Genomic DNA, 21,258 nt, shown 5'->3' on the forward strand with positions numbered 1-21,258 from the left:
ATTTGTGTATATTAATTAAATAAAGTCTTAAGCTTGAAATCAAGTAACAAACTTAAAATACTAAACGACCCAATTTACGGATTTATTACTATTCCGAATTCTATAATTTTTGATTTAATAGAACATAAATACTTTCAGCGTTTGCGACGTATCTCGCAAATGGGGATGTCTTATCTGGTATATCCAGGAGCGCATCATACCAGATTTCATCATGCGATAGGTTGTATGCATTTAATGCAAAAAGCGGTTCAAGTCCTACGTTTTAAAGGTGTTGAGATATCTGATGATGAAGAAAAAGCATTGTATATCGCTATATTATTACACGATATTGGCCATGGACCATTTAGTCATGCCATGGAGCATAGTATTGTGAGTGGGATCTCTCATGAGGAAATTTCGTTGTTATTCATGGAAGAATTGAATACAGAATTTAACGGCGATTTAACACTTGCCATTCAGATTTTTAAAGGGGATTATCATCGGAAGTTTATGCTTCAGTTGATTTCTAGTCAAATAGACATGGATCGTGCCGATTATTTAAAAAGAGATAGTTTTTATACTGGCGTATCTGAAGGTAATATTAATAGTGAGCGTTTGATTACGATGCTTAATGTTAAAGAGAATGAACTAGTTGTAGAAGATAAAGGTATTTATAGTGTCGAAAAGTTTTTGGACGCTAGACGTTTGATGTATTGGCAAGTCTATTTACATAAAACAAGTTTGGTTGCCGAGCAATTATTAATACGAGTTTTAAAACGAGCAAAGGAATTAGTTAAAAAGGGTGTGACTTTAGAAGCCAGTAAACCATTAACCTTCTTTTTGGAAAATGAAATTACTTTAGAGGAATTTAATGGTAGTTGTCTTGAAACGTTTGCTAAGTTAGATGATTATGATATCGTCGCAGCGATGAAAAATTGGCAATATCATGAAGATTTTGTTTTGAAAAACCTTTGTGAGATGATAATTAATAGACATCTTTTAAAGATTAAAGTCAAAAAGAAACCTATAACTGAAGCAGTATTCCAAAAACATATGTCAGATTTAAAGGGGCGACATAACATATCGGATGCTGATGCAAGTTATTTTGTTTTTACAGGACAAGTCAGTAATTTGGCTTATTCGCGAAAAAAACAAAATATAAATATTTTGAATAAAAATGGTAAAGTAGTGGATATAGTTAAGGCTTCAGACCAACTTAGCTTAAAAGCACTGTCAAAACCAGTGACAAAATATTATATATGTTATCCAAAAGGCCAACTTTAGCACATTTTTTCTATTTTTGTTGACAATGAAATTTACTGCAGAACAAATAGCTGGTATTTTAGACGGTGTCGTAGACGGCAATCCTCAAGCAGAGGTCTCTAAATTATCCAAAATTGAAGAAGGTGTAGAAGGTGCTTTAACCTTTTTGGCTAATCCAAAATATACATCATATATATACTCAACAAAAGCAACTATTGCTATTGTTGATAAAGACTTTGTGCCCGAGCATGATATAAGTAGTACACTAATAAGAGTGGATGATGCTTATAAATCGTTTTCAAAGTTATTGGAATATTACAATCAAGTAAAATTAAATAAGTTTGGAATCGAGCAACCAACGTCTGTATCTGAAACGGCAACAATTGGTAAAGATGTTTATATTGGTGCTTTTACGGTAATAGGAGAGCACGTGACCATTGGGGACAATGTTAAAATTTTTCCTAATTGCTACATTGGTGACAATGTGAAAATAGATAATGATACGGTTTTATTTGCTGGATCTAAAATATATTCAGATTGTATAATAGGTAAAAACTGCGTTATTAATTCCGGAGCTATAATTGGAGCTGATGGTTTTGGTTTTGCACCTAATGAAGATGGAGAATATACCAAAGTACCGCAAATAGGTAACGTTATATTGGAAGACTTTGTAGATGTTGGCGCGGCGACAACAATTGATAGAGCTACTTTAGGCTCTACAATAATAAGACGTGGTGTCAAATTAGACAATCAAATACAAATAGCACATAATGTGGAAATTGGTAAAAACACAGTAATAGCTGCACAAACAGGTATTGCAGGATCAACTAAAATTGGTGAGAATTGCCAAATAGGAGGTCAGGTTGGATTTGCTGGGCATTTAACTATTGGTAATAATGTAAAAATACAAGCACAATCAGGTGTAGGTAAAAATATTAAAGATAACGAAGTATTACAAGGATCGCCAGCATTTGGCTATGGAGATTGGAATAAATCTTATGTTTACTTTAAAAATTTACCTAAATTAGTTAAAACTATAAACGAATTAGAAAAAAAAGGCAATGGGAATAATTAGTACTGACATAAAGCAAAAAACCATACAAAAGGAAATTTCTCTTACAGGTGTGGGCTTACATACAGGAAAACAGGTAACCTTAACTTTTAAGCCTGCTCCAGAAAATACAGGTTTTGCTTTTAAAAGAATTGATTTAGAAGGTAGCCCTGTAATAGAAGCAGATGCAAATTATGTGACAAACACGCAACGTGGTACTTGTTTAGAAAAAAACGGAGTAAAAATACAAACATGCGAACATGTTTTGGCGGCTTTAATAGGATTAGATATAGATAATGCTATTTTAGAATTAGATAACTCAGAACCACCAATCATGGATGGGTCTTCTAAGTTTTTTGTAGAAGCAATCGAAACTGCTGGGATAGAAGAGCAAGAGGCTTTTCGTGAAGAATATGTGGTTACCAGTGTTATTTCTTACACAGATGAGGAAACAGGTAGCGAAATTTTGATAATGCCATCAAATTGTTATCAAGTGACTGCTATGGTAGATTTTGGGACTAAAGTATTGGGTACTCAGAATGCAACATTAAATGCTATTTCAGATTTTAAAAGAGATATTTCAGACTCTAGGACCTTTAGTTTTTTACATGAATTGGAATCACTTTTAGAGCACGGTTTAATAAAAGGTGGGGATTTAAATAATGCTATAGTATATGTAGATAAAGAATTGTCTGAGTCTACAATGGAAAAATTAAAGACAGCCTTTAATAAAGACTCTATCTCTGTAAAACCGAATGGGATTTTGGATAATTTAACGTTACACTATCCAAATGAAGCCGCTAGACATAAATTATTAGATGTTATAGGTGATTTAGCTTTAATAGGAACTCGCATTAGAGGTAAAGTTATTGCTAATAAGCCAGGACACTTTGTAAATACACAATTTGCAAAAAAGATGTCTAAATTAATTAAGAATGAAAGACGTAATAACGTCCCAAATATAGATTTGAATCAAACACCAGTAATGGATGTGATGCAAATCATGGATATGTTACCACATAGACAACCCTTTTTATTACTAGACAAGGTTTTTGAATTATCAGATACCCATGTTATTGGTCTTAAAAATGTGACTATGAATGAAGAATTCTTCAAAGGTCATTTTCCAGGAGCACCAGTTATGCCAGGTGTATTGATAATAGAGGCTATGGCTCAAACCGGAGGGATTCTAGTATTAAGTACGGTCCCAGATCCTGAAAATTACTTAACGTTTTTCATGAAAATGGACAAAGTTAAATTTAAACAAAAAGTAGTACCAGGAGATACGTTAATATTCAAATGCTCGTTAATAACACCAATTAGACGTGGTATTTGTCATATGCAAGGGTATGCTTATGCTAACGGTAAGTTGTGCGCGGAAGCAGAGTTGATGGCGCAAATTTCAAAAGTAAAATAATATAAAAACATGTGTTGTAATCTTATAAGTTAAGATGGACAATACGTTTTTACAAATTGATCAGAACAAAACAATAAAAATGAACCAACCTTTAGCATACGTACATCCAGGAGCGAAAATCGCAAAAAATGTTGTTATTGAACCATTTACGACTATATATAACAATGTAACAATTGGAGAAGGTACTTGGATAGGTAGTAATGTAACTATAATGGAAGGCGCAAGAATAGGAAAAAATTGTAATATTTTTCCTGGTTCTGTAATTTCAGCTGTACCACAAGATTTAAAATATAACGATGAGGACACATTAACTATAATTGGTGACAATGTTACAATTAGAGAATGTGTTACTATTAATAGAGGAACGACCGATAGAATGAAAACCGTAATTGGCGATAATTGTCTAATTATGGCCTATTGTCACATTGCGCATGATTGTATAGTGGGTACAAATTGTATCTTTTCAAACAACTCTACACTTGCAGGACATATTAATATTGGAGACTATGTTGTGTTAGCGGGGATGACTGCTGTACATCAATTTTGTTCAGTAGGGAGCCATGCATTTGTAACCGGAGGGTCATTAGTACGTAAAGATGTGCCACCATTTGTAAAAGCAGGGCGTGAACCACTATCTTACGTAGGTATTAACTCGGTAGGATTAAGACGTAGAGGTTATAGCACAGAAAAAATCAGAGAAATTCAAGATATTTTTAGAATATTATATCAAAAAAATTATAATAATACTCAAGCTGCTGGAATTATTGAAGCAGAAATGGAAGCTACGACTGAGCGTGACGAGATTCTTCAGTTTATCAAGAATTCTCATCGTGGAATTATGAAAGGGTATTTCAAATCAAATTAGAAATTAAAATTAAAAAATAAAAATGGCAACTACTTCAGATATTAGAAACGGACTTTGTATTCGATATAATAACGATATTTATAAAATCATTGAATTTTTACACGTAAAACCAGGAAAAGGACCAGCGTTTGTTAGAACTAAAATGAAAAGTGTAACCAACGGAAAAGTATTGGATAATACCTTTTCTGCAGGTCATAAATTGGAAGATGTAAGAGTAGAAACACATAAGTTTCAATATTTATATAATGATGGTGAATTTTATCATTTTATGAATGAAACGGATTATACTCAAATTAGATTATTAGAATCTGCTTTAGATACACCAGATTTAATGAAAGAAGGAGAAGTGGTAACTATTCAGATTAATTCAGAAGATAATATGCCACTTTCTGTAGATATGCCTGCAACTGTTATTTTAGAGGTAACAGCTACAGAGCCAGGAGTAAAAGGGAATACTGCAACAAACGCAACTAAGCCCGCAACTGTTGAAACTGGAGCAACTGTAAATGTCCCTTTGTTTATTAATGAAGGAGATAAAATTAAAGTTGAAACAGACAAAGGAACGTATAAAGAACGTGTTAAAGAATAGTTAGGTTATACTATGAAATTCCCTAAACCACATACTTTAGAAGCTATTGCAAAACTTATAGATTGTCAATTTATTGGCGATGAAAATTTTGAAGTGACGGGCATGAACGAGATTCATGTTGTTACTCCTGGAGATATTGTTTTTGTAGATCATCCCAAATATTATGATAAAGCATTACAAAGTGCAGCCACTATTGTTTTAATTAACAAAGAAGTGGACTGTCCTGAAGGTAAAGCATTATTAATAAGTGATGATCCGTTTAGAGATTTTAATAAGTTAACGCATTATTTTAAACCTTTTGTAAGTGCTAATAGTGCTATTTCGGCTTCAGCCATAATTGGAAAAAACACGAAAATACAGCCTAATTGCTTTATTGGCCATAATGTGGTCATCGGAGCGGATTGTGTTATTCATTCTAACGTTAGTATTTATGACGATGCTGTTATAGGTAATAATGTAACCATACATGCAGGAACTGTTTTAGGAGCAAGTGCTTTTTACTATAAAAATAGACCAGAAGGATTTGATCAATTAAAATCTGGAGGTAGGGTCGTTATTGAAGATAATGTTGATATTGGAGCACTTTGTACTATAGATAAAGGTGTGACGGGAGATACTATTATTGGAGAAGGCTCTAAATTAGATAATCAAATACAAGTTGGACACGATACTGTTATCGGTAAAAAATGTTTAATTGCCTCGCAAACGGGTATTGCGGGTTGTTGTATTATTGAAGACGAAGTGACGCTTTGGGGACAAGTTGGTACAACAAGTGGAATAACTATTGGTAAAAAAGCAAATGTTTTAGGTCAAACAGGAGTGACAAAATCAATAGCAGGAGGGAAGTCGTATTTTGGAACACCAATTGAAGAATCAAGAGTGAAATTAAAAGAGTTAGCTTATATTAAGCGAATTCCAGATATAATTAAACAATTAAAAAACAAGTAGATGTCAGCCAGAGCAGTTGTAAAAGCCTTTTATAATTTAGATTTAGCAAAAGCAGAAGATGCTATAGATTTGTTTGACAAAGATTGTCAATTACATTGGAATAGCAGTAAAGGTTATACTGCTTTAGATTATAATGCTATAAGCAAAAAACTAAAAGAAGTTAGACAGTCTTTTGTAACATTTACTTATAAATTAAGTCATTTGTTAAAAGAAAACAATACAATTACCGCAAGATATACGGCATATGCGGCAACTATTGAAAGACCTGATAAGGTAGAGCCAATCGCGCATTTTATATCTATTTGGGAGGTAAAAGATGGACTTTTATACAGAGGACATGAAATAAGTCAGTTGTTTGATGAGAACCCATCTAGTTTATCTTCATATTCAGAAAAATAAAAATTTAAAATACTTTTAGTAATCGCAATCAAAATCTTACTTTTGCATTGCAAATAACAATTCAATACAAAACTTCTTAATCAATACAAAACATGAGCGTTTTAGTAAACAAAGATTCAAAAATAATAGTTCAAGGATTTACAGGTAGTGAAGGTACTTTTCACGCTGGTCAAATGATTGAATACGGAACAAATGTAGTAGGTGGTGTAACACCAGGTAAAGGTGGTCAAACACATTTAGATAGACCAGTTTTTAATACAGTTCAAGAAGCTGTAGATAAGGCAGGAGCTGATACATCAATCATTTTTGTCCCGCCAGCATTTGCAGCAGACGCAATAATGGAAGCAGCTAATGCAGGAATAAAAGTAATTATTTGTATTACAGAAGGTATTCCTGTAGCAGATATGATTAAAGCTGCGGCTTACATCAAAGATAGAGACTGTAGATTAATCGGACCTAACTGTCCAGGGGTAATTACTCCAGGAGAAGCTAAAGTTGGTATTATGCCAGGTTTTGTTTTCAAAAAAGGTAAAGTTGGTATTGTATCTAAATCTGGTACTTTAACTTATGAAGCTGCTGATCAAGTTGTAAAACAAGGATTAGGAATAACTACTGCAATTGGTATTGGTGGAGATCCGATTATCGGAACAACGACTAAAGAGGCTGTTGAGTTATTAATTAACGACCCAGAAACGGAATGTGTTGTTATGATTGGAGAAATTGGAGGTCAATTAGAAGCAGATGCTGCTAATTGGTACAAAGCTTCTGGAAGTAAAAAACCTATCGTTGGTTTTATTGCAGGAGAAACTGCACCAGCAGGACGTACAATGGGTCATGCAGGAGCAATTGTAGGTGGATCTGATGATACAGCTCAAGCTAAAAAAGAAATTATGAGAGCATGTGGAATTCACGTTGTAGATTCTCCAGCAGAAATTGGTAAAAAAGTTGCTGAAGTTATGGCATAATTATTCTAACACCAGTGTGTTAAAATATTCCAAATAAATAAACGTTTAAAGTTCGTTGGCTTAATTTAGCCAACGAACTTTTTTTATTAATATAACCAACCAAAAAAAATGAAACATTTAAAATTAGTCTTGGCTGTAGCTATGATTACTTTTGTTGCTAGTTGCAAAAAAGGTAATTCTGATCAATTAGCTGTTAAGACAGAAACACAAAAAGATGCCAATGGTTTTAGTTACGAGAGCGTAGCTAATGATCCGACTGGTTTACGATTGTATACTTTAGACAATGGTCTTAAAGTGTATTTAAGCAAAAACACCGAAGAACCTAAAATCCAAACTTACATTGCAGTAAGAGCAGGTTCAAATTATGATCCTAAAGAGTCTACAGGATTAGCTCATTATCTAGAGCACATGGTTTTTAAAGGAACAGATAAAATAGGTACTGTAGATTGGGAAACCGAAAAAAAGTATTTAGATACTATTTCTAATTTATACGAGAACCATAGAGCAGAAAAAGATCTCGTAAAAAAAACAGCTATTTATAAGGAGATTGATAGAGTGTCGTTAGAAGCTTCTAATTATTCAGTAGCTAATGAGTACGATAAAATGTCAAGTTCTTTAGGAGCTACTGGTACAAATGCTTATACATGGTTTGAGCAAACAGTATATACAAATAAGATTCCTGCTAACGAGTTGGATAAGTTTTTAGCTTTAGAAAGTGAGCGTTTTAGCCAAGTGGTGTTACGTTTATTTCATACAGAATTAGAAGCAGTTTTTGAAGAGTTTAATAGAGGGCAAGATAGTGATGGACGTAAGCGTTACGCTGCAATGTTAAAAGATTTATTCCCTAATCATCCTTATGGACAGCAAAATACTATTGGTACTGCAGAGCATTTAAAAAATCCATCAATGGTGGATATTCATAATTATTTTGATAAATACTATGTACCGAATAATATGGCGGTCGTTTTAGTGGGAGATTTTGATTTTGACGCTACTATAAATAAGGTGAATAATACGTTTGGTAAATTTGAAAGAAAAGAAGTTAAACATCCTGAATTGCCTAAAGAAACACCATTAAGTGCAATAGTAGAAAATGAAGTATTTGGACCAACAGCAGAAAGTATTTCTATTGCGTATAGAACAGGTGGTGTGAATACGGAAGACGAAAAATTGGTGACATTAGCGGATATGGTTTTGGCTAATGGTAATGCAGGTTTGATGGATTTAAATTTAAATCAGAAACAATTAGTACAGTACGCAGGGTCTTCACCTACATTTTTAAATGATTATGGGTATCACGTATTAAGCGGTTCTCCTAAAGAAGGTCAGTCTTTAGATGAGCTTAAAGGTTTGTTATTAGAGCAAATAGAAAAACTTAAAAAAGGAGAATTTGAAGATTGGATGATCGAAGCGGTTATTAATGATTTAAAAAAATCTCAATTAAGTCAATACGAAAGTAGTACGGCTGTAGCTGATGCTTATGTCAATGCTTTTATTCATAACGAAAAATGGGAAGATAAAGTAGCATTTTTGGATGAGTTAAAAAAGATAACAAAACAACAATTAGTTGATTTTGCTAATGCATTTTACAAAGATAATTACGTGGTAACCTATAAGCGTAAAGGAGCCGATGATAAAATTGTTAAAGTACAAAACCCAGGAATAACACCTGTAAACTTAAATAGAGGTGCTAATTCTAAGTATATTGAAGACTTCAATAAAATCGTTTCAGAGGATTTAAAACCGGTGTATGTAGATTATGCTACTGCTATAAAAGAAACGAAAACGGATAGTGGAATAAAAGTATCATATATTGATAATGAAACGAATGATTTATTTGATATGAACATCATTTTCGATATGGGAAGTGATAGTGATAAAAAATTAGATTTAGCTGTTGGATATCTAGAATACCTAGGAACAGACAAATATTCAAATGAAGATTTGAAAAAAGAGTTTTATAAGTTAGGTATAGATTATTACGTAAACACAGGTAACGAGAAAACGTATATAGGTTTAAGTGGTTTAAAAGAAAACTTACCTAAAGGATTAGAGTTGTTAGAAGAATTACTTGATAACGCAGTGCCTAATCAAGACGCGTATGACAAGTATGTACAGTCTATAGCAAAAGGAAGACAAAATAATAAAACTAATAAAGGAAGTATCTTAAGACGTGGTTTATTAAATTATGCTAAATACGGAGAAGAATCAAGTTTACGTAATATTATTTCTGTTAGTGATTTAGAAAAAGTTAACCCACAAGAATTAGTGGATTTAGCTAAAGATTTAAAAAACTATAAACAACGTATGTTTTATTACGGTAAAGATATCGATAAAGCAGTTGCTGCTTTAAATGTATCTCATAAAGTAAATGCTGAATTGAAAGACTATCCAGAAGCAATGACTTTTGAAGAAAAAGAAACAGGTGGAAATGTATTTTTTGTAGATTTTGATATGGTACAATCTGAAATGATGTTTTTAGCTAAGGGAGAACCTTTTAAAGCAGAAAACATGGCAGCTTCAACGTTGTTTAACACCTATTTTGGAGGTGGATTATCATCTATTGTTTTTCAAGAAATTAGAGAGTCTAAATCGTTAGCTTATTCTGCTTGGTCTAATTATAGTACAGCAAGAGAAAAAGACGACGCTAATTATGTTATGGCTTACATTGGTACGCAGGCTAATAAGATGCCTCAGGCTGTTGATGCTATGATGGAGTTGATGAATGATATGCCAGAATCTGAAGCGCAATTTAATGCAGCTAAAGAGTCTACTTTAAAACAGATTGCTGCTCAGCGTATTAATAAGTCAAGTATTTTCTGGAGTTATGAGAGACTTCAAAAATTAGGAATGTCTGAAGATAATAGAGAAGCAATGTATAATGCTATAAAGGACATGACATTAGCAGATTTACGTGAGTTTTTTGATAATAATATTAAAGGAGAAGACTACAACGTTATGGTCATTGGAAACAAGAAAGATGTGGATTTAACGGCGTTAAATAAATTAGGGAAAGTTCAAGAGATGGATATTGACCATTTATTTAATTATGAAAAATCAGAAGACGTTAGACTATAGATAACAGTAGTTGTTTGACAACATTTAAGAACTTATTAAAACCTCATAATTAGTATAAATTATGAGGTTTTTTTATACATAACAATTTGTAATTACTATATTTGAAATAGTAAACTAACAATCCGTTTCCGTAATTACGGAAATAAATTAAATATAATTTTAATGAAACTTTTAGAAGGAAAGACAGCAATCATCACAGGTGCTTCAAGAGGTATTGGTAAGGGTATTGCTCAAGTATTTGCGCAGCAAGGTGCTAATGTAGCATTCACTTATAGTTCATCTGTAGAGGCTGCAAATGAGTTGGAAAAAGAATTAAATGCTTTAGGTGTTAAAGCAAAAGGATATAAAAGTAATGCAGCTAGTTTTGAAGAAGCTCAAAAATTAGGTGAAGATGTACTAGCAGAATTCGGTAGTATTGACGTGTTAATTAATAATGCAGGAATTACTAAGGACAATTTATTAATGAGAATGGGTGAGGACGATTTTGATAAAGTTATCGAAGTCAACCTAAAATCTGTTTTTAATATGACTAAAGCTGTACAACGCACAATGTTGAAGCAACGTAAAGGCTCTATTATTAATATGAGTTCTGTTGTTGGGGTTAAAGGTAATGCAGGACAAACTAACTATGCAGCCTCAAAAGCAGGTATTATTGGGTTTTCAAAGTCTGTAGCGTTGGAGTTAGGCTCAAGAAATATTAGAAGTAACGTGATTGCTCCTGGTTTTATTGAAACAGAAATGACAGCAAAACTAGATGAAGACACAGTAAAAGGATGGCGTAATGCAATCCCATTAAAACGTGGAGGTACACCTGAAGATATCGCAAATGTTTGTGTGTTCTTAGCATCAGACATGTCAGCGTATGTAACTGGACAGACAATAAATGTGGATGGCGGAATGTTAACATAATCTGATTAATGTCAACAGAAACACTCTTATATATCATTTTAGCAGGAATAGTAGCGCTTTTACTAGCGTTGTTCCAGTATAAATACAAAACAAAAGGCGCATCAAAATCTAATGCGCTTTTTGCTTTTTTGCGTTTTATCACCTTCTTTTCAGTCTTATTACTGCTTATAAATCCAAAATTTGAGCAAGTAAAATATTATACTGAAAAACCGAATTTGGTGATAGCTGTGGATAACTCTGCGTCTATAAAGCATTTAAAGCAAACCGAAAATGCAAAAGCGGTTTTAAAAGCTATTACAACCAATTCGCAATTAAACGATAAGTTTAATGTTGAAATATTTTCTTTTGGAAATGTTTTAAACGCCCAAGATAGCTTGTCTTTTACCAAGTCTCAGACTAATTTAGATAAGGTTTTTAAAGAATTATCTCAGGTTTATAAAAACACGGTATCACCAACACTGCTAGTCACTGATGGAAATCAAACCATTGGTAATGATTACCAGTTCTCTGCAAAAAAATATAGCCAAGCAATTTATCCTATTATATTAGGGGATACAATTGTATATTCTGACTTACAAATCAGTAAATTGAATGTCAATAAATATGCCTATCCAAAGAATAAATTTCCAGTTGAAGCTATTGTAGTGTATAATGGAGAGCAAGCTGTGACCAGTAAATTTGTGGTTACAAAAGGTAATACTACAGTCTATTCTAAAGTTGTAAAACTGGATAAAAGTAATAATAGCGAAGTTTTAAACTTTGCGTTATCTGCAAATAGTATTGGCGTACAAAGTTATAAAGCGCAGATTATTCCGTTGTCTACAGAGAAAAATAAGACCAATAATTATAAGAATTTTGCAGTAGAATTCATTGATCAAAAATCAAAAATTGCTATTGTTAGTACAGTTTTACATCCTGATTTAGGAGCTTTAAAAAAGAGTATAGAAAGTAACGAGCAACGTGAGGTTGTGTTTTTTAAACCAAATAAATTTTTGGATCAAATCAATGATTTTCAATTGGTTGTTTTGTATCAGCCAAACAATAGCTTTAAGTCTGTTTTTCAGGAGTTAGATAAGCAAAATAAAAATAAATGGATTATTTCAGGTTCCAAAACAGATTGGCGTTTTTTAAATAGTGTCTCGACAAACTATAGTTTAGATAGTGCTTCTCAAACGGAGGATTATCAACCAAATTTGAATACAAATTACACTTCTTTTATTATTGAAGATTTGGATTTCCAAAGCTTTCCACCTCTAAAAGCTACTTTTGGTGATGCGGATTTTAATGTGCCTTTTGAATCTATTTTGTTTAAAACTGTATCTGGAATAAAAACAGAACACCCGTTGTTAGCAACACTAGAAACTAATGGAAGAAGAGAAGCTATATTATTTGGAGAAAATATATGGCAATGGCGCGCTCAAAGTTATTTAAACACAGATGACTTTTTGCAGTTTGATAATTTTATAGGCAAATTGGTACAATACTTAGCTTCAAACAAACGTAAAAACAGATTAAACATCGATTATAATTCATTTTATAATGGAAGTGATAATATTGTGATTAGTGCTCAATTTTTTAATAAGAATTATGAGTTTGATGCCAATGCTTCTTTATCAATGTCATTAAAAAATAATGACACAGGAATAAAATTCAATAGACCTTTGATTTTAAAAGGAAACAATTACCAAGCTAATTTAAATGGTTTAGAGGCTGGGAATTATAATTTCACGGTTAGTTCGGCTTCAGAGAAAATATCAGTTTCAGGAAGCTTTAAAATTATTGAATATAATGTCGAGGAGCAATTTTTGAATGCCGATGTAACAAAGCTACAACAGTTAGCTACAAATAGTAATGGAAATGCTTATTTTGTAAGTGATTATAATGCTTTAGCAAAAGAGCTATTAATGGATAAGCGGTACCAAGCTACTCAAAAAAGTAATAAAAGTGTTGTACCTTTGATTGATTGGTATTATTTACTATTTATTATAGCGCTGAGCTTATCTTTAGAGTGGTTTATAAGAAAATATCAAGGATTAATTTAAAAAAGAAAAACTATGGAGAAATTACCAAAAATTGCATTTCCAATACTTATCGGAGTTGTGATAGCTATTATTTTAATTGCAAAATCGGCTGTTACTATTGACTCAGGACAAGCAGGTGTGCTTTTTGAAACTTTTGGAGACGGAGTCGTTATTGATGAGCCACCAATGGGAGAGGGGTTTCATATTGTAGCGCCTTGGAACAAGGTATTTATATATGAAGTAAGACAGCAGGAAGTTTTCGAAAAAATGAGTGCTTTATCGTCAAATGGATTGGATATTAAATTGGATGCTTCGATTTGGTTTCAACCAGATTTTAAAAATCTAGGAAAACTACATCAAGAGAAAAGTAAAGAATATATTAATCGTGTTTTACTACCAGCTATTCGCTCGGCAGCAAGAAGTGTTGTAGGTAGATATACTCCAGAGCAGCTGTATTCGAGTAAAAGAGATGCTATTCAGGAAGAGATTTTTGAAGAAACAAAAAAATTAGTCGAAAATCAATATATCCAATTGAATGAAGTTTTAGTCAGAGACGTGACGCTACCGCCAACAATAAAAGATGCTATTGAACGTAAATTAAAACAGGAGCAAGAGTCTTTAGAGTATGAATTTAGATTAGTTACAGCTGCTAAAGAGGCAGAAAAAGTAATTATTGAGGCGCAAGGAAAAGCAGATGCCAATCGTATTTTAAGTGCATCATTAACGGATAAAATTTTACAAGATAAAGGTATTGAAGCAACGGTAAAGTTGTCTGAGTCGCCTAATAGTAAAGTGATTGTTATTGGATCAGGGGATAGTGGAATGCCTATTATTTTAGGTAATCAGTAAAACTGAAAAAAACATTTATAAAAAAAAAAGCAACACTAAATTTAGTGTTGCTTTTTTTATGCTTTTAATATAATGTTAAGGACGATCGACAAATTGATTGTAAATAACTTTAAGATCGGTTTCAGTTAAAGTAGAGCTTGCTTTTAGCTTAGCTGTAAACTGTTTAACCTCGTCAGGTGTTGCGGGACAACCGATGTTATTCCCTTTGTTATCTAAGGAGTCGGTTATTAAGTTGCCATCTGCATCTAAAATCAACCAAAAAGGAATACCAGAATTTTCACCTTTATATTTAACGAGTAGTTCTTGAGCACCAGGGTTTTCTAAGTTTTTATTCTTTTTAGATTCTTGAACCGTTAAATGTTTGATTACATAAGCGCCTTCAAAAAGCGCTTTTGTCCTATCGGACATCATATTGTTGTCCATTTTTTTGCACCAGCCACACCAAGACGCATGAAACATTATAAAAATATGTTTTCCTTCTTTTTTAGCTGTGACTTGTGCTTCTTTTAAAATCACGTCCGCTGACTCTTGGCTTCTAGCGATTTGACTCGTAATAAAAAATAGAGAAACCAGTAAGATTAGTTTTAATTTCATGGGTTTAGGTTATATTTAGAATAAAAATAGAATTTTATTGCAGATTAATTTGGTTTTTAAAATAAAATTTAACAATATTTGTATATAAGAAAAAAACATGAACTTTATTCAATCACATCATCATCATTTCCATACTAGCACTCAAGCCAGTTAGAAATGTATTGAATAAAAACAAAATATATTTTAAAACCGTTTGAGTAAATCAAGCGGTTTTTTGTATTTATACACTTTCCTAAAGATTTACTCAAATTTTCAAAAGAATCTAAAAAATTAAAAAGAAAACAAGATGAGTAAATTAAAAATTGCAGTTCAAAAATCAGGAAGATTAAACGAGGATTCCATGCGAATTCTAAAAGAAGTTGGTATTGCCATAGATAATGGTAAAGACCAATTAAAAGCATCAGCAAAAAACTTTCCATTAGAAATTTTTTATCTACGTAATGGAGACATTCCCCAATATCTTAAAGATGGTGTCGTAGACGTCGCTATTATTGGAGAAAACGTCTTAATAGAAAAAGGAAATGGTATTACAATTTCTGAAAAACTTGGATTTTCTACTTGTAAAGTGTCTGTGGCAGTGCCAAAAGGAGTAAAGTATAATTCAGTAAAAGACTTAGAAGGAAAACGCATTGCAACGTCATATCCAAATACTGTAAATCAGTTTTTAGAGAAAAACGGAGTAACAGCCAACTTACACATTATTAATGGATCTGTAGAGATTGCTCCAAATATTGGATTAGCAGATGCTATTGTAGATATTGTTTCTAGCGGAAGTACATTATTTAAAAACGGTTTAAAGGAAGCAGAAGTTATTTTAAAGTCAGAAGCTGTTTTAGCCGTATCTCCTCAAATTTCTGATGACAATCAGGCTATACTTGATAAACTACAATTCAGATTACAATCTGTTTTAAAAGCTAGACAATCACGTTACGTTTTATTAAATGCACCAAATAACAAGGTAGACGATATTATAAATATTTTACCAGGAATGAAAAGTCCAACGGTTTTACCATTGGCACAAGAGGGTTGGAGCTCGATCCACTCTGTAATTAATAAAAATGATTTCTGGGAAATTATTGACGAACTAAAACTAAATGGAGCAGAAGGTATCCTAGTTTGTCCAATCGATAACATGGTATTATAATGAAAACTATAAACAACCCAGAAAAAGCAACATGGTCAGACATTTTGCAACGTCCAACACAAACCGTTAATGATATAGAAGCTACGGTAACTCAAATTTTTGAAGACGTACAACGTAATGGTGATCAAGCGGTCGCTAAGTACACGCAATTATTTGATGGAGCAGAATTAGCATCAAATGTGGTGACAGTTGAAGAAGTTGAAGCAGCAAGTGCTAAAGTTTCAAAGCCATTAAAAGAAGCCATTCAGCAAGCAAAAAGCAATATTGAAGCATTTCATACCGCGCAAAAGACAGAAAAAGTTAGTGTGCAAACGACGGAAGGTGTTAACTGTTGGCAAGAAAAAAGAGCAATTCAAAAAGTTGGGATTTATATTCCTGCTGGTACAGCGCCTTTGTTTTCGACGGTTTTAATGCTAGCAGTGCCTGCGCAAATTGCAGGTTGTAAAGAGATAGTATTATGTTCGCCACCAAATAAAGACGGTAAAATTGCTAACGAAATTTTATATTCAGCACAACTTTGTGGTGTGACTAAAATCATAAAAGTGGGCGGAATTCAAGCTATTGCTGGTTTAACCTTTGGTACAGCAAGTATTCCTCAGGTTTATAAAATATTTGGACCAGGAAATCAATTTGTAACTGTTGCTAAGCAATTATCGACTAAATATGGAGTTGCTATTGATATGCCTGCAGGTCCAAGTGAGTTATTAGTTGTGGCAGACGATACTGCAAATGCTAGTTATGTGGCTTCGGATTTATTAAGTCAAGCAGAGCATGGTGCAGATAGCCAAGTTATTTTGGTGTCTACCTCTCAAAATTTAATTGACGCTGTCGCGGAAGAGATTCAGCTTCAGCTAAAAGCGCTTCCAAGACAAGATATTGCACAACAAGCAATAGATCATTCTAAATCTATTTTAGTTGAAACTGATGCCATAGCCTTAGATTTAATTAATCAGTACGGACCAGAACACTTTATTGTTTGTACAAATAACAATGATTTTTATGTAGACGGAATCGAGAATGCAGGATCGGTATTTATTGGTAATTACACGCCAGAAAGTGCAGGGGATTATGCTTCAGGGACCAATCACACTTTGCCAACTAATGGATTTAGTAAAGCTTATTCTGGTGTGAATTTAGATAGTTTTACAAAAGCGATTACATTTCAGAATATTACAAAACAAGGGTTACTAAATATAGGAAGCACTATTGAGTTAATGGCTGAAGCCGAAGGATTGCAAGCGCATAAAAATGCGGTGACTATTCGATTAAAGGATTTAAAATAAGAGAGAAGAAGTAAGATTCATGAGTTGTGAATCATGAATCATAAGTTAAAATTTAAACACAGCGTCGCCACGTCATGCTGAACTAGTTTCAGTATCACACAAGTATAAATAATGGGACACCGAAATAAATTCAGTGTGACGCGATGATTGAAACGAGAGACAGGGAATGAGAAACAAGAATCATGAATTGTGAATCATAATTTAAAATGTAAACACTATCGCCACGTCATACTGAACTAGTTTCAGTATCACACAAGTATAAATAATGAGACACTGAAATAAATTCGGTGTGACGCGATGATTGAAACAAGAGTTAAGAAACGAGAATCATGAATTGTGAATCATAAATCATGATTTAAAATGTAGACACGGCGTCGCAACGTCATGCTGAACTAGTTTCAGTATCGCACAAATAAAAATAATGAGACACTGAAATAAATTCAGTGTGACGTGACGGTTTAAATAAGAGTTAAGAAACGAGAATCATGAATTGTTAATTATAAATCATAATTTAAAAATTAACACAAAGTCGCAACGTCATGCTGAACTCGTTTCAGTATCACACAAGTATAAATAATGGGACACTGAAATAAATTCAGTGTGATGCGATAGTTGAAACAAGAGATAGAGGATAAGAATCATGAATTGTTAATTATAAATCATAATTTAAAAATTAACACAAAGTCGCAACGTCATGCTGAACTAGTTTCAGTATCACATAAGTAAAATAATGGGACACTGAAATAAATTCAGTGTGACGCAATGGTTGAAACAAGAGTTAAGAAACGAGAATCATGAATTGTTAATTATAATTCATGATTTAAAATGTAGACACGGCGTCGCAACGTCATGCTGAACTAGTTTCAGTATCACACAAGTATAAATAATGAGACACTCAAATAAATTCAGTGTGACGTGATGGTTGAAACAAGTGATAGGTCATAAGAATAATACAACAGAATACTGCCAATACATTTAGTAATAAGAAAAAATGAGCCAAAAAATAAACATAAATAACCTTGTTAGAGCTAATATAAAAGCACTAAAACCGTATTCTTCTGCAAGAGATGAATTTAAAGGGACTGCAGATGTTTTTCTAGATGCAAACGAGAATCCATTTGGAGATTTAAATAGATATCCAGATCCACAGCAGAAAAAGATTAAGGAGAAGTTATCTGCTATTAAGAAGGTCAAAGCAGACCAGATTTTTATTGGTAATGGTAGTGATGAAGTTATTGATTTAGCATTTCGTATTTTTTGCGAACCAGGACAAGATAAGGTCTTAACCTTTACGCCAACTTACGGGATGTATAATGTGTCTGCAAACATTAATAATATTGAAGTTATAGAACAACCGTTAATTAACGATTTTCAGATTAATTTAAATCAATTACAACCGTATTTAGATTTTGAAGATTTAAAAATCATTTTTATATGTTCGCCTAATAACCCAACAGGAAACAGTTTAAATCCAGAGGATATTGAATATATTTTGGAGAATTTTAATGGTATCGTAATTGTAGACGAAGCTTATATTGATTTTAGCGGACAAGCGTCGTTTATTAAAAATATTGATAAATACGATAATTTAATTGTTAGTCAAACATTTAGTAAAGCTTGGGGGTTGGCAGGCGTTAGAGTAGGAGTTGCTTATGCTAGTCAAGCTATAATAGCACTTTATAATCGTGTAAAACCACCTTATAATGTGAGTACTTTAAATCAAGAAGCGGTTTTAAATAGTTTGAATAACTTAAATGTAGTAACTCAAAACATTGAGACTATTCTTGAAGAAAGAACGAAGTTAAAAGAGGCTTTAAGTAAATTAGAGATAGTTAAAAAGATATATCTTACAGACGCTAATTTTTTGTTAGTAGAAGTTGATGATGCTAATAAAACATATCAATATTTAATTGAGCAAAAAGTAATTATTAGAAATAGAAATACACAAGTAAAAAACTGTCTTCGTATTACCATTGGAACTCCAGAGGAAAATGAGAGGTTAATTGCAACACTAAATACTATTTAATAAAAATAACGGCATTCTGAATGTGTTTCAGAGTATCACTACAAAATATATCACATGAAAAAAGTATTATTCATAGACAGAGACGGAACATTAGTGCTAGAGCCACCCGTAGATTATCAATTAGATAGTTTAGAGAAGTTGGAGTATTATCCAAAAGTGTTTCAATATATGGCTAAAATTGCTTCAGAATTGGATTACGAGCTGGTAATGGTGACCAATCAGGACGGTTTAGGAACAGATTCATTTCCTGAAGACACCTTTTGGCCTGCGCAAAATAAAGTGATGACTGCTTTTGAAAAAGAAGGCGTTGTGTTTACAGATGTGTATATAGACAAAACATTTCCGCACGAAAATGCAGACACACGTAAGCCTAGAACTGGTTTATTGACTAAGTATTTTGATAAAGAAAAGTACGATTTAGCAAATAGTTTTGTTTTAGGAGACCGCATTACAGATATGGAATTAGCTAAAAACCTAGGAGCAAAAGGTATCTTTTTGTCCGAAGATCCAGAATTAGGTGCTGACGAAATTGAAACGTCAAAACAAGCGATTATTGATTGTATAGCATTGACTAGCGCAGATTGGGAAGCGATCTACGAGTTTTTAAAATTAGAAGATCGTGTTCAAGAAATCACAAGAAATACTAACGAGACTAAAATTTATATCAAATTAAATTTAGACGGTTCTGGTAAAAATAATATTGATACTGGTTTATCCTTTTTTGACCATATGCTAGACCAAATTGGTCGTCATGGAGCAATGGATTTAACTATTAAAGTAGAAGGTGATTTAGAGGTGGATGAGCACCACACGATAGAAGATACTATGATTGCTTTAGGGGAGTTGTTTAATAAAGCTTTAGGTAATAAATTAGGTATCGAGCGTTATGGGTTTTGTTTACCAATGGATGACTGTTTAGCGCAAGTTGCAGTTGATTTTGGTGGTAGAAACTGGTTAGAATGGGACGCGGATTTTAAACGTGAAAAGATTGGTGATATGCCAACTGAAATGTTCTTTCATTTATTTAAATCGTTTACAGATGGTGCAAAATGTAACTTGAATATTAAAGCAGAAGGCACTAACGAACATCACAAAATAGAAGGTATCTTTAAAGCATTTGCAAAAGCTATGAAAATGGCCGTAAAGCGTGATTCTAACAAAATGTTTTTACCATCAACTAAAGGGATGTTGTAATGAAACTAGTAATTATAGACTACGGAGCAGGTAATATAAAAAGCATACAGTTTGCGTTTAAACGCTTAGGATATGATGCTATATTATCTAATAATCCAGAAGAAATTAAAGCTGCAGACAAAGTGATATTTCCAGGAGTTGGAGAAGCTAGCTCAGCAATGCGCATGCTAAAAACAAGTGGTTTGGACGTGTTGATTCCGACGTTATCACAACCTGTTTTAGGGATTTGTTTAGGAATGCAATTAATGTGTAAATCGTCTGAAGAAGGAAATACAGAGGGTTTAGGTATTTTTGATGTAGCGGTCAAACGTTTTGACAACTCTGTTAAAGTACCGCAAATGGGATGGAATACTATTACAGATTTAAAATCTGATTTATTTAAAGGTGTCAAAAATGAAGCGTTTATGTATTCTGTACATAGTTTTTATGCTGAAGACTGTAAAGAAAGTATCGCTACTACTACTTATAGTTTAGACTTTGCTTCTGCTTTGCAACATAATAATTTTTATGGTGTACAGTTTCACCCTGAAAAAAGTAGTACTGAAGGAGAACAAATATTAAAGAATTTTTTAGAATTGTAAAATCATAAATTTGTCACCTTTAGCGTAGTCGAAAGGTCTCAAATTAAAACAAATAGTAATCAGAAAATTAACAGACCCTGAAATAAATTCAGGGTTGATTAAC

At 32.8% G+C, this 21,258-nt stretch carries 18 protein-coding genes; 17 read left to right on the forward strand and 1 reads right to left on the reverse strand.

All coding sequences use genetic code 11. From position 1 onward, the window contains the following. The first annotated feature begins 33 nt into the window (after window positions 1-33). From E9099_RS15875 to E9099_RS15930, 12 genes are all read left to right on the forward strand, one after another. Window positions 34-1,263, forward strand: coding sequence for an HD domain-containing protein (locus E9099_RS15875; RefSeq protein ID WP_136584506.1), 1,230 nt, complete (start codon window positions 34-36; stop codon window positions 1,261-1,263). A 25-nt stretch (window positions 1,264-1,288) separates the two neighbouring features. Further along, window positions 1,289-2,317, forward strand: coding sequence for a UDP-3-O-(3-hydroxymyristoyl)glucosamine N-acyltransferase (lpxD, locus tag E9099_RS15880; RefSeq protein ID WP_136584507.1), 1,029 nt, complete (start codon window positions 1,289-1,291; stop codon window positions 2,315-2,317). After that, window positions 2,304-3,710 (forward strand): bifunctional UDP-3-O-[3-hydroxymyristoyl] N-acetylglucosamine deacetylase/3-hydroxyacyl-ACP dehydratase, encoded by a 1,407-nt coding sequence (locus E9099_RS15885; protein ID WP_136584508.1) that lies wholly within the window; start codon window positions 2,304-2,306, stop codon window positions 3,708-3,710. Before lpxD ends, E9099_RS15885 begins: the two co-directional genes overlap by 14 nt. A gap of 79 nt (window positions 3,711-3,789) precedes the next feature. Beyond that, window positions 3,790-4,575 (forward strand): acyl-ACP--UDP-N-acetylglucosamine O-acyltransferase, encoded by a 786-nt coding sequence (gene lpxA, locus E9099_RS15890; RefSeq protein WP_136584509.1) that lies wholly within the window; start codon window positions 3,790-3,792, stop codon window positions 4,573-4,575. Between the two features lie 22 nt (window positions 4,576-4,597). Next, the gene (gene efp, locus E9099_RS15895; RefSeq protein ID WP_136584510.1) at window positions 4,598-5,164 is read left to right on the forward strand and encodes an elongation factor P; all 567 of its coding nucleotides are present in this window, start codon (window positions 4,598-4,600) and stop codon (window positions 5,162-5,164) included. Between the two features lie 12 nt (window positions 5,165-5,176). Beyond that, window positions 5,177-6,112 carry a UDP-3-O-(3-hydroxymyristoyl)glucosamine N-acyltransferase gene (locus tag E9099_RS15900; protein ID WP_136584511.1) on the forward strand — a complete coding sequence of 312 codons (936 nt, stop codon included), beginning with the start codon at window positions 5,177-5,179 and terminating at the stop codon, window positions 6,110-6,112. Beyond that, window positions 6,113-6,511, forward strand: a complete 399-nt coding sequence (locus E9099_RS15905) for a nuclear transport factor 2 family protein (protein WP_136584512.1) — start codon at window positions 6,113-6,115, stop codon at window positions 6,509-6,511. Between the two features lie 92 nt (window positions 6,512-6,603). Then, window positions 6,604-7,476 carry a succinate--CoA ligase subunit alpha gene (gene sucD, locus E9099_RS15910; protein WP_136584513.1) on the forward strand — a complete coding sequence of 291 codons (873 nt, stop codon included), beginning with the start codon at window positions 6,604-6,606 and terminating at the stop codon, window positions 7,474-7,476. 108 nt (window positions 7,477-7,584) lie between these two features. After that, window positions 7,585-10,554 (forward strand): M16 family metallopeptidase, encoded by a 2,970-nt coding sequence (locus E9099_RS15915; RefSeq protein WP_136584514.1) that lies wholly within the window; start codon window positions 7,585-7,587, stop codon window positions 10,552-10,554. A gap of 162 nt (window positions 10,555-10,716) precedes the next feature. Continuing rightward, complete coding sequence (gene fabG / locus E9099_RS15920; RefSeq protein WP_136584515.1) at window positions 10,717-11,463, forward strand: 3-oxoacyl-[acyl-carrier-protein] reductase; 747 nt, start codon at window positions 10,717-10,719, stop codon at window positions 11,461-11,463. Window positions 11,464-11,471: 8 nt separating this feature from the next. Then, on the forward strand, window positions 11,472-13,505 hold the full coding sequence (locus tag E9099_RS15925) for a VWA domain-containing protein (RefSeq protein WP_136584516.1): 2,034 nt from the start codon (window positions 11,472-11,474) through the stop codon (window positions 13,503-13,505). A gap of 12 nt (window positions 13,506-13,517) precedes the next feature. Further along, a complete protein-coding gene (locus E9099_RS15930) occupies window positions 13,518-14,333 on the forward strand; it encodes a prohibitin family protein (RefSeq protein WP_136584517.1) in 816 nt (271 codons plus the stop codon). 75 nt (window positions 14,334-14,408) lie between these two features. Here E9099_RS15930 and E9099_RS15935 read toward each other — a convergent pair whose 3' ends face one another. Continuing rightward, entirely contained in the window at window positions 14,409-14,927 is a 519-nt protein-coding gene (locus tag E9099_RS15935; RefSeq protein ID WP_136584518.1) for a thioredoxin family protein, read from the reverse strand. A 286-nt stretch (window positions 14,928-15,213) separates the two neighbouring features. On the opposite strand from E9099_RS15935, the gene hisG reads away from it, so the two are divergent. The 5 genes from hisG (at window position 15,214) to hisH (ending at window position 21,155) form a co-directional block, all read left to right on the forward strand. Beyond that, window positions 15,214-16,071 (forward strand): ATP phosphoribosyltransferase, encoded by an 858-nt coding sequence (hisG, locus tag E9099_RS15940; RefSeq protein WP_136584519.1) that lies wholly within the window; start codon window positions 15,214-15,216, stop codon window positions 16,069-16,071. Next, complete coding sequence (hisD, locus tag E9099_RS15945; RefSeq protein ID WP_136584520.1) at window positions 16,071-17,354, forward strand: histidinol dehydrogenase; 1,284 nt, start codon at window positions 16,071-16,073, stop codon at window positions 17,352-17,354. Before hisG ends, hisD begins: the two co-directional genes overlap by 1 nt. A 991-nt stretch (window positions 17,355-18,345) precedes the next feature. Continuing rightward, the gene (gene hisC / locus E9099_RS15950; RefSeq protein WP_136584521.1) at window positions 18,346-19,380 is read left to right on the forward strand and encodes a histidinol-phosphate transaminase; all 1,035 of its coding nucleotides are present in this window, start codon (window positions 18,346-18,348) and stop codon (window positions 19,378-19,380) included. 54 nt (window positions 19,381-19,434) lie between these two features. Beyond that, window positions 19,435-20,574 (forward strand): bifunctional histidinol-phosphatase/imidazoleglycerol-phosphate dehydratase HisB, encoded by a 1,140-nt coding sequence (gene hisB / locus E9099_RS15955; protein ID WP_136584522.1) that lies wholly within the window; start codon window positions 19,435-19,437, stop codon window positions 20,572-20,574. After that, window positions 20,574-21,155 carry an imidazole glycerol phosphate synthase subunit HisH gene (hisH, locus tag E9099_RS15960; RefSeq protein WP_136584523.1) on the forward strand — a complete coding sequence of 194 codons (582 nt, stop codon included), beginning with the start codon at window positions 20,574-20,576 and terminating at the stop codon, window positions 21,153-21,155. The genes hisB and hisH overlap by 1 nt, the downstream gene beginning before the upstream one ends. Window positions 21,156-21,258: the final 103 nt, after the last annotated feature.

The organism is Psychroserpens sp. NJDZ02 (assembly GCF_004843725.1).
Taxonomy (GTDB): domain Bacteria; phylum Bacteroidota; class Bacteroidia; order Flavobacteriales; family Flavobacteriaceae; genus Olleya.

Coding starts and splice junctions, on each gene's coding strand:
- lpxD (WP_136584507.1), top strand. CDS start 1,289: ATGAAATTTACTGCAGAACAAATAGCTGGTATTTTAGACGGTGTCGTA.
- hisG (WP_136584519.1), top strand. CDS start 15,214: ATGAGTAAATTAAAAATTGCAGTTCAAAAATCAGGAAGATTAAACGAG.
- sucD (WP_136584513.1), top strand. CDS start 6,604: ATGAGCGTTTTAGTAAACAAAGATTCAAAAATAATAGTTCAAGGATTT.
- E9099_RS15905 (WP_136584512.1), top strand. CDS start 6,113: ATGTCAGCCAGAGCAGTTGTAAAAGCCTTTTATAATTTAGATTTAGCA.
- E9099_RS15900 (WP_136584511.1), top strand. CDS start 5,177: ATGAAATTCCCTAAACCACATACTTTAGAAGCTATTGCAAAACTTATA.
- E9099_RS15915 (WP_136584514.1), top strand. CDS start 7,585: ATGAAACATTTAAAATTAGTCTTGGCTGTAGCTATGATTACTTTTGTT.
- E9099_RS15925 (WP_136584516.1), top strand. CDS start 11,472: ATGTCAACAGAAACACTCTTATATATCATTTTAGCAGGAATAGTAGCG.
- efp (WP_136584510.1), top strand. CDS start 4,598: ATGGCAACTACTTCAGATATTAGAAACGGACTTTGTATTCGATATAAT.
- hisB (WP_136584522.1), top strand. CDS start 19,435: ATGAAAAAAGTATTATTCATAGACAGAGACGGAACATTAGTGCTAGAG.
- E9099_RS15885 (WP_136584508.1), top strand. CDS start 2,304: ATGGGAATAATTAGTACTGACATAAAGCAAAAAACCATACAAAAGGAA.
- E9099_RS15935 (WP_136584518.1), bottom strand. CDS start 14,927: ATGAAATTAAAACTAATCTTACTGGTTTCTCTATTTTTTATTACGAGT.
- lpxA (WP_136584509.1), top strand. CDS start 3,790: ATGAACCAACCTTTAGCATACGTACATCCAGGAGCGAAAATCGCAAAA.
- fabG (WP_136584515.1), top strand. CDS start 10,717: ATGAAACTTTTAGAAGGAAAGACAGCAATCATCACAGGTGCTTCAAGA.
- hisD (WP_136584520.1), top strand. CDS start 16,071: ATGAAAACTATAAACAACCCAGAAAAAGCAACATGGTCAGACATTTTG.
- hisC (WP_136584521.1), top strand. CDS start 18,346: ATGAGCCAAAAAATAAACATAAATAACCTTGTTAGAGCTAATATAAAA.
- hisH (WP_136584523.1), top strand. CDS start 20,574: ATGAAACTAGTAATTATAGACTACGGAGCAGGTAATATAAAAAGCATA.
- E9099_RS15930 (WP_136584517.1), top strand. CDS start 13,518: ATGGAGAAATTACCAAAAATTGCATTTCCAATACTTATCGGAGTTGTG.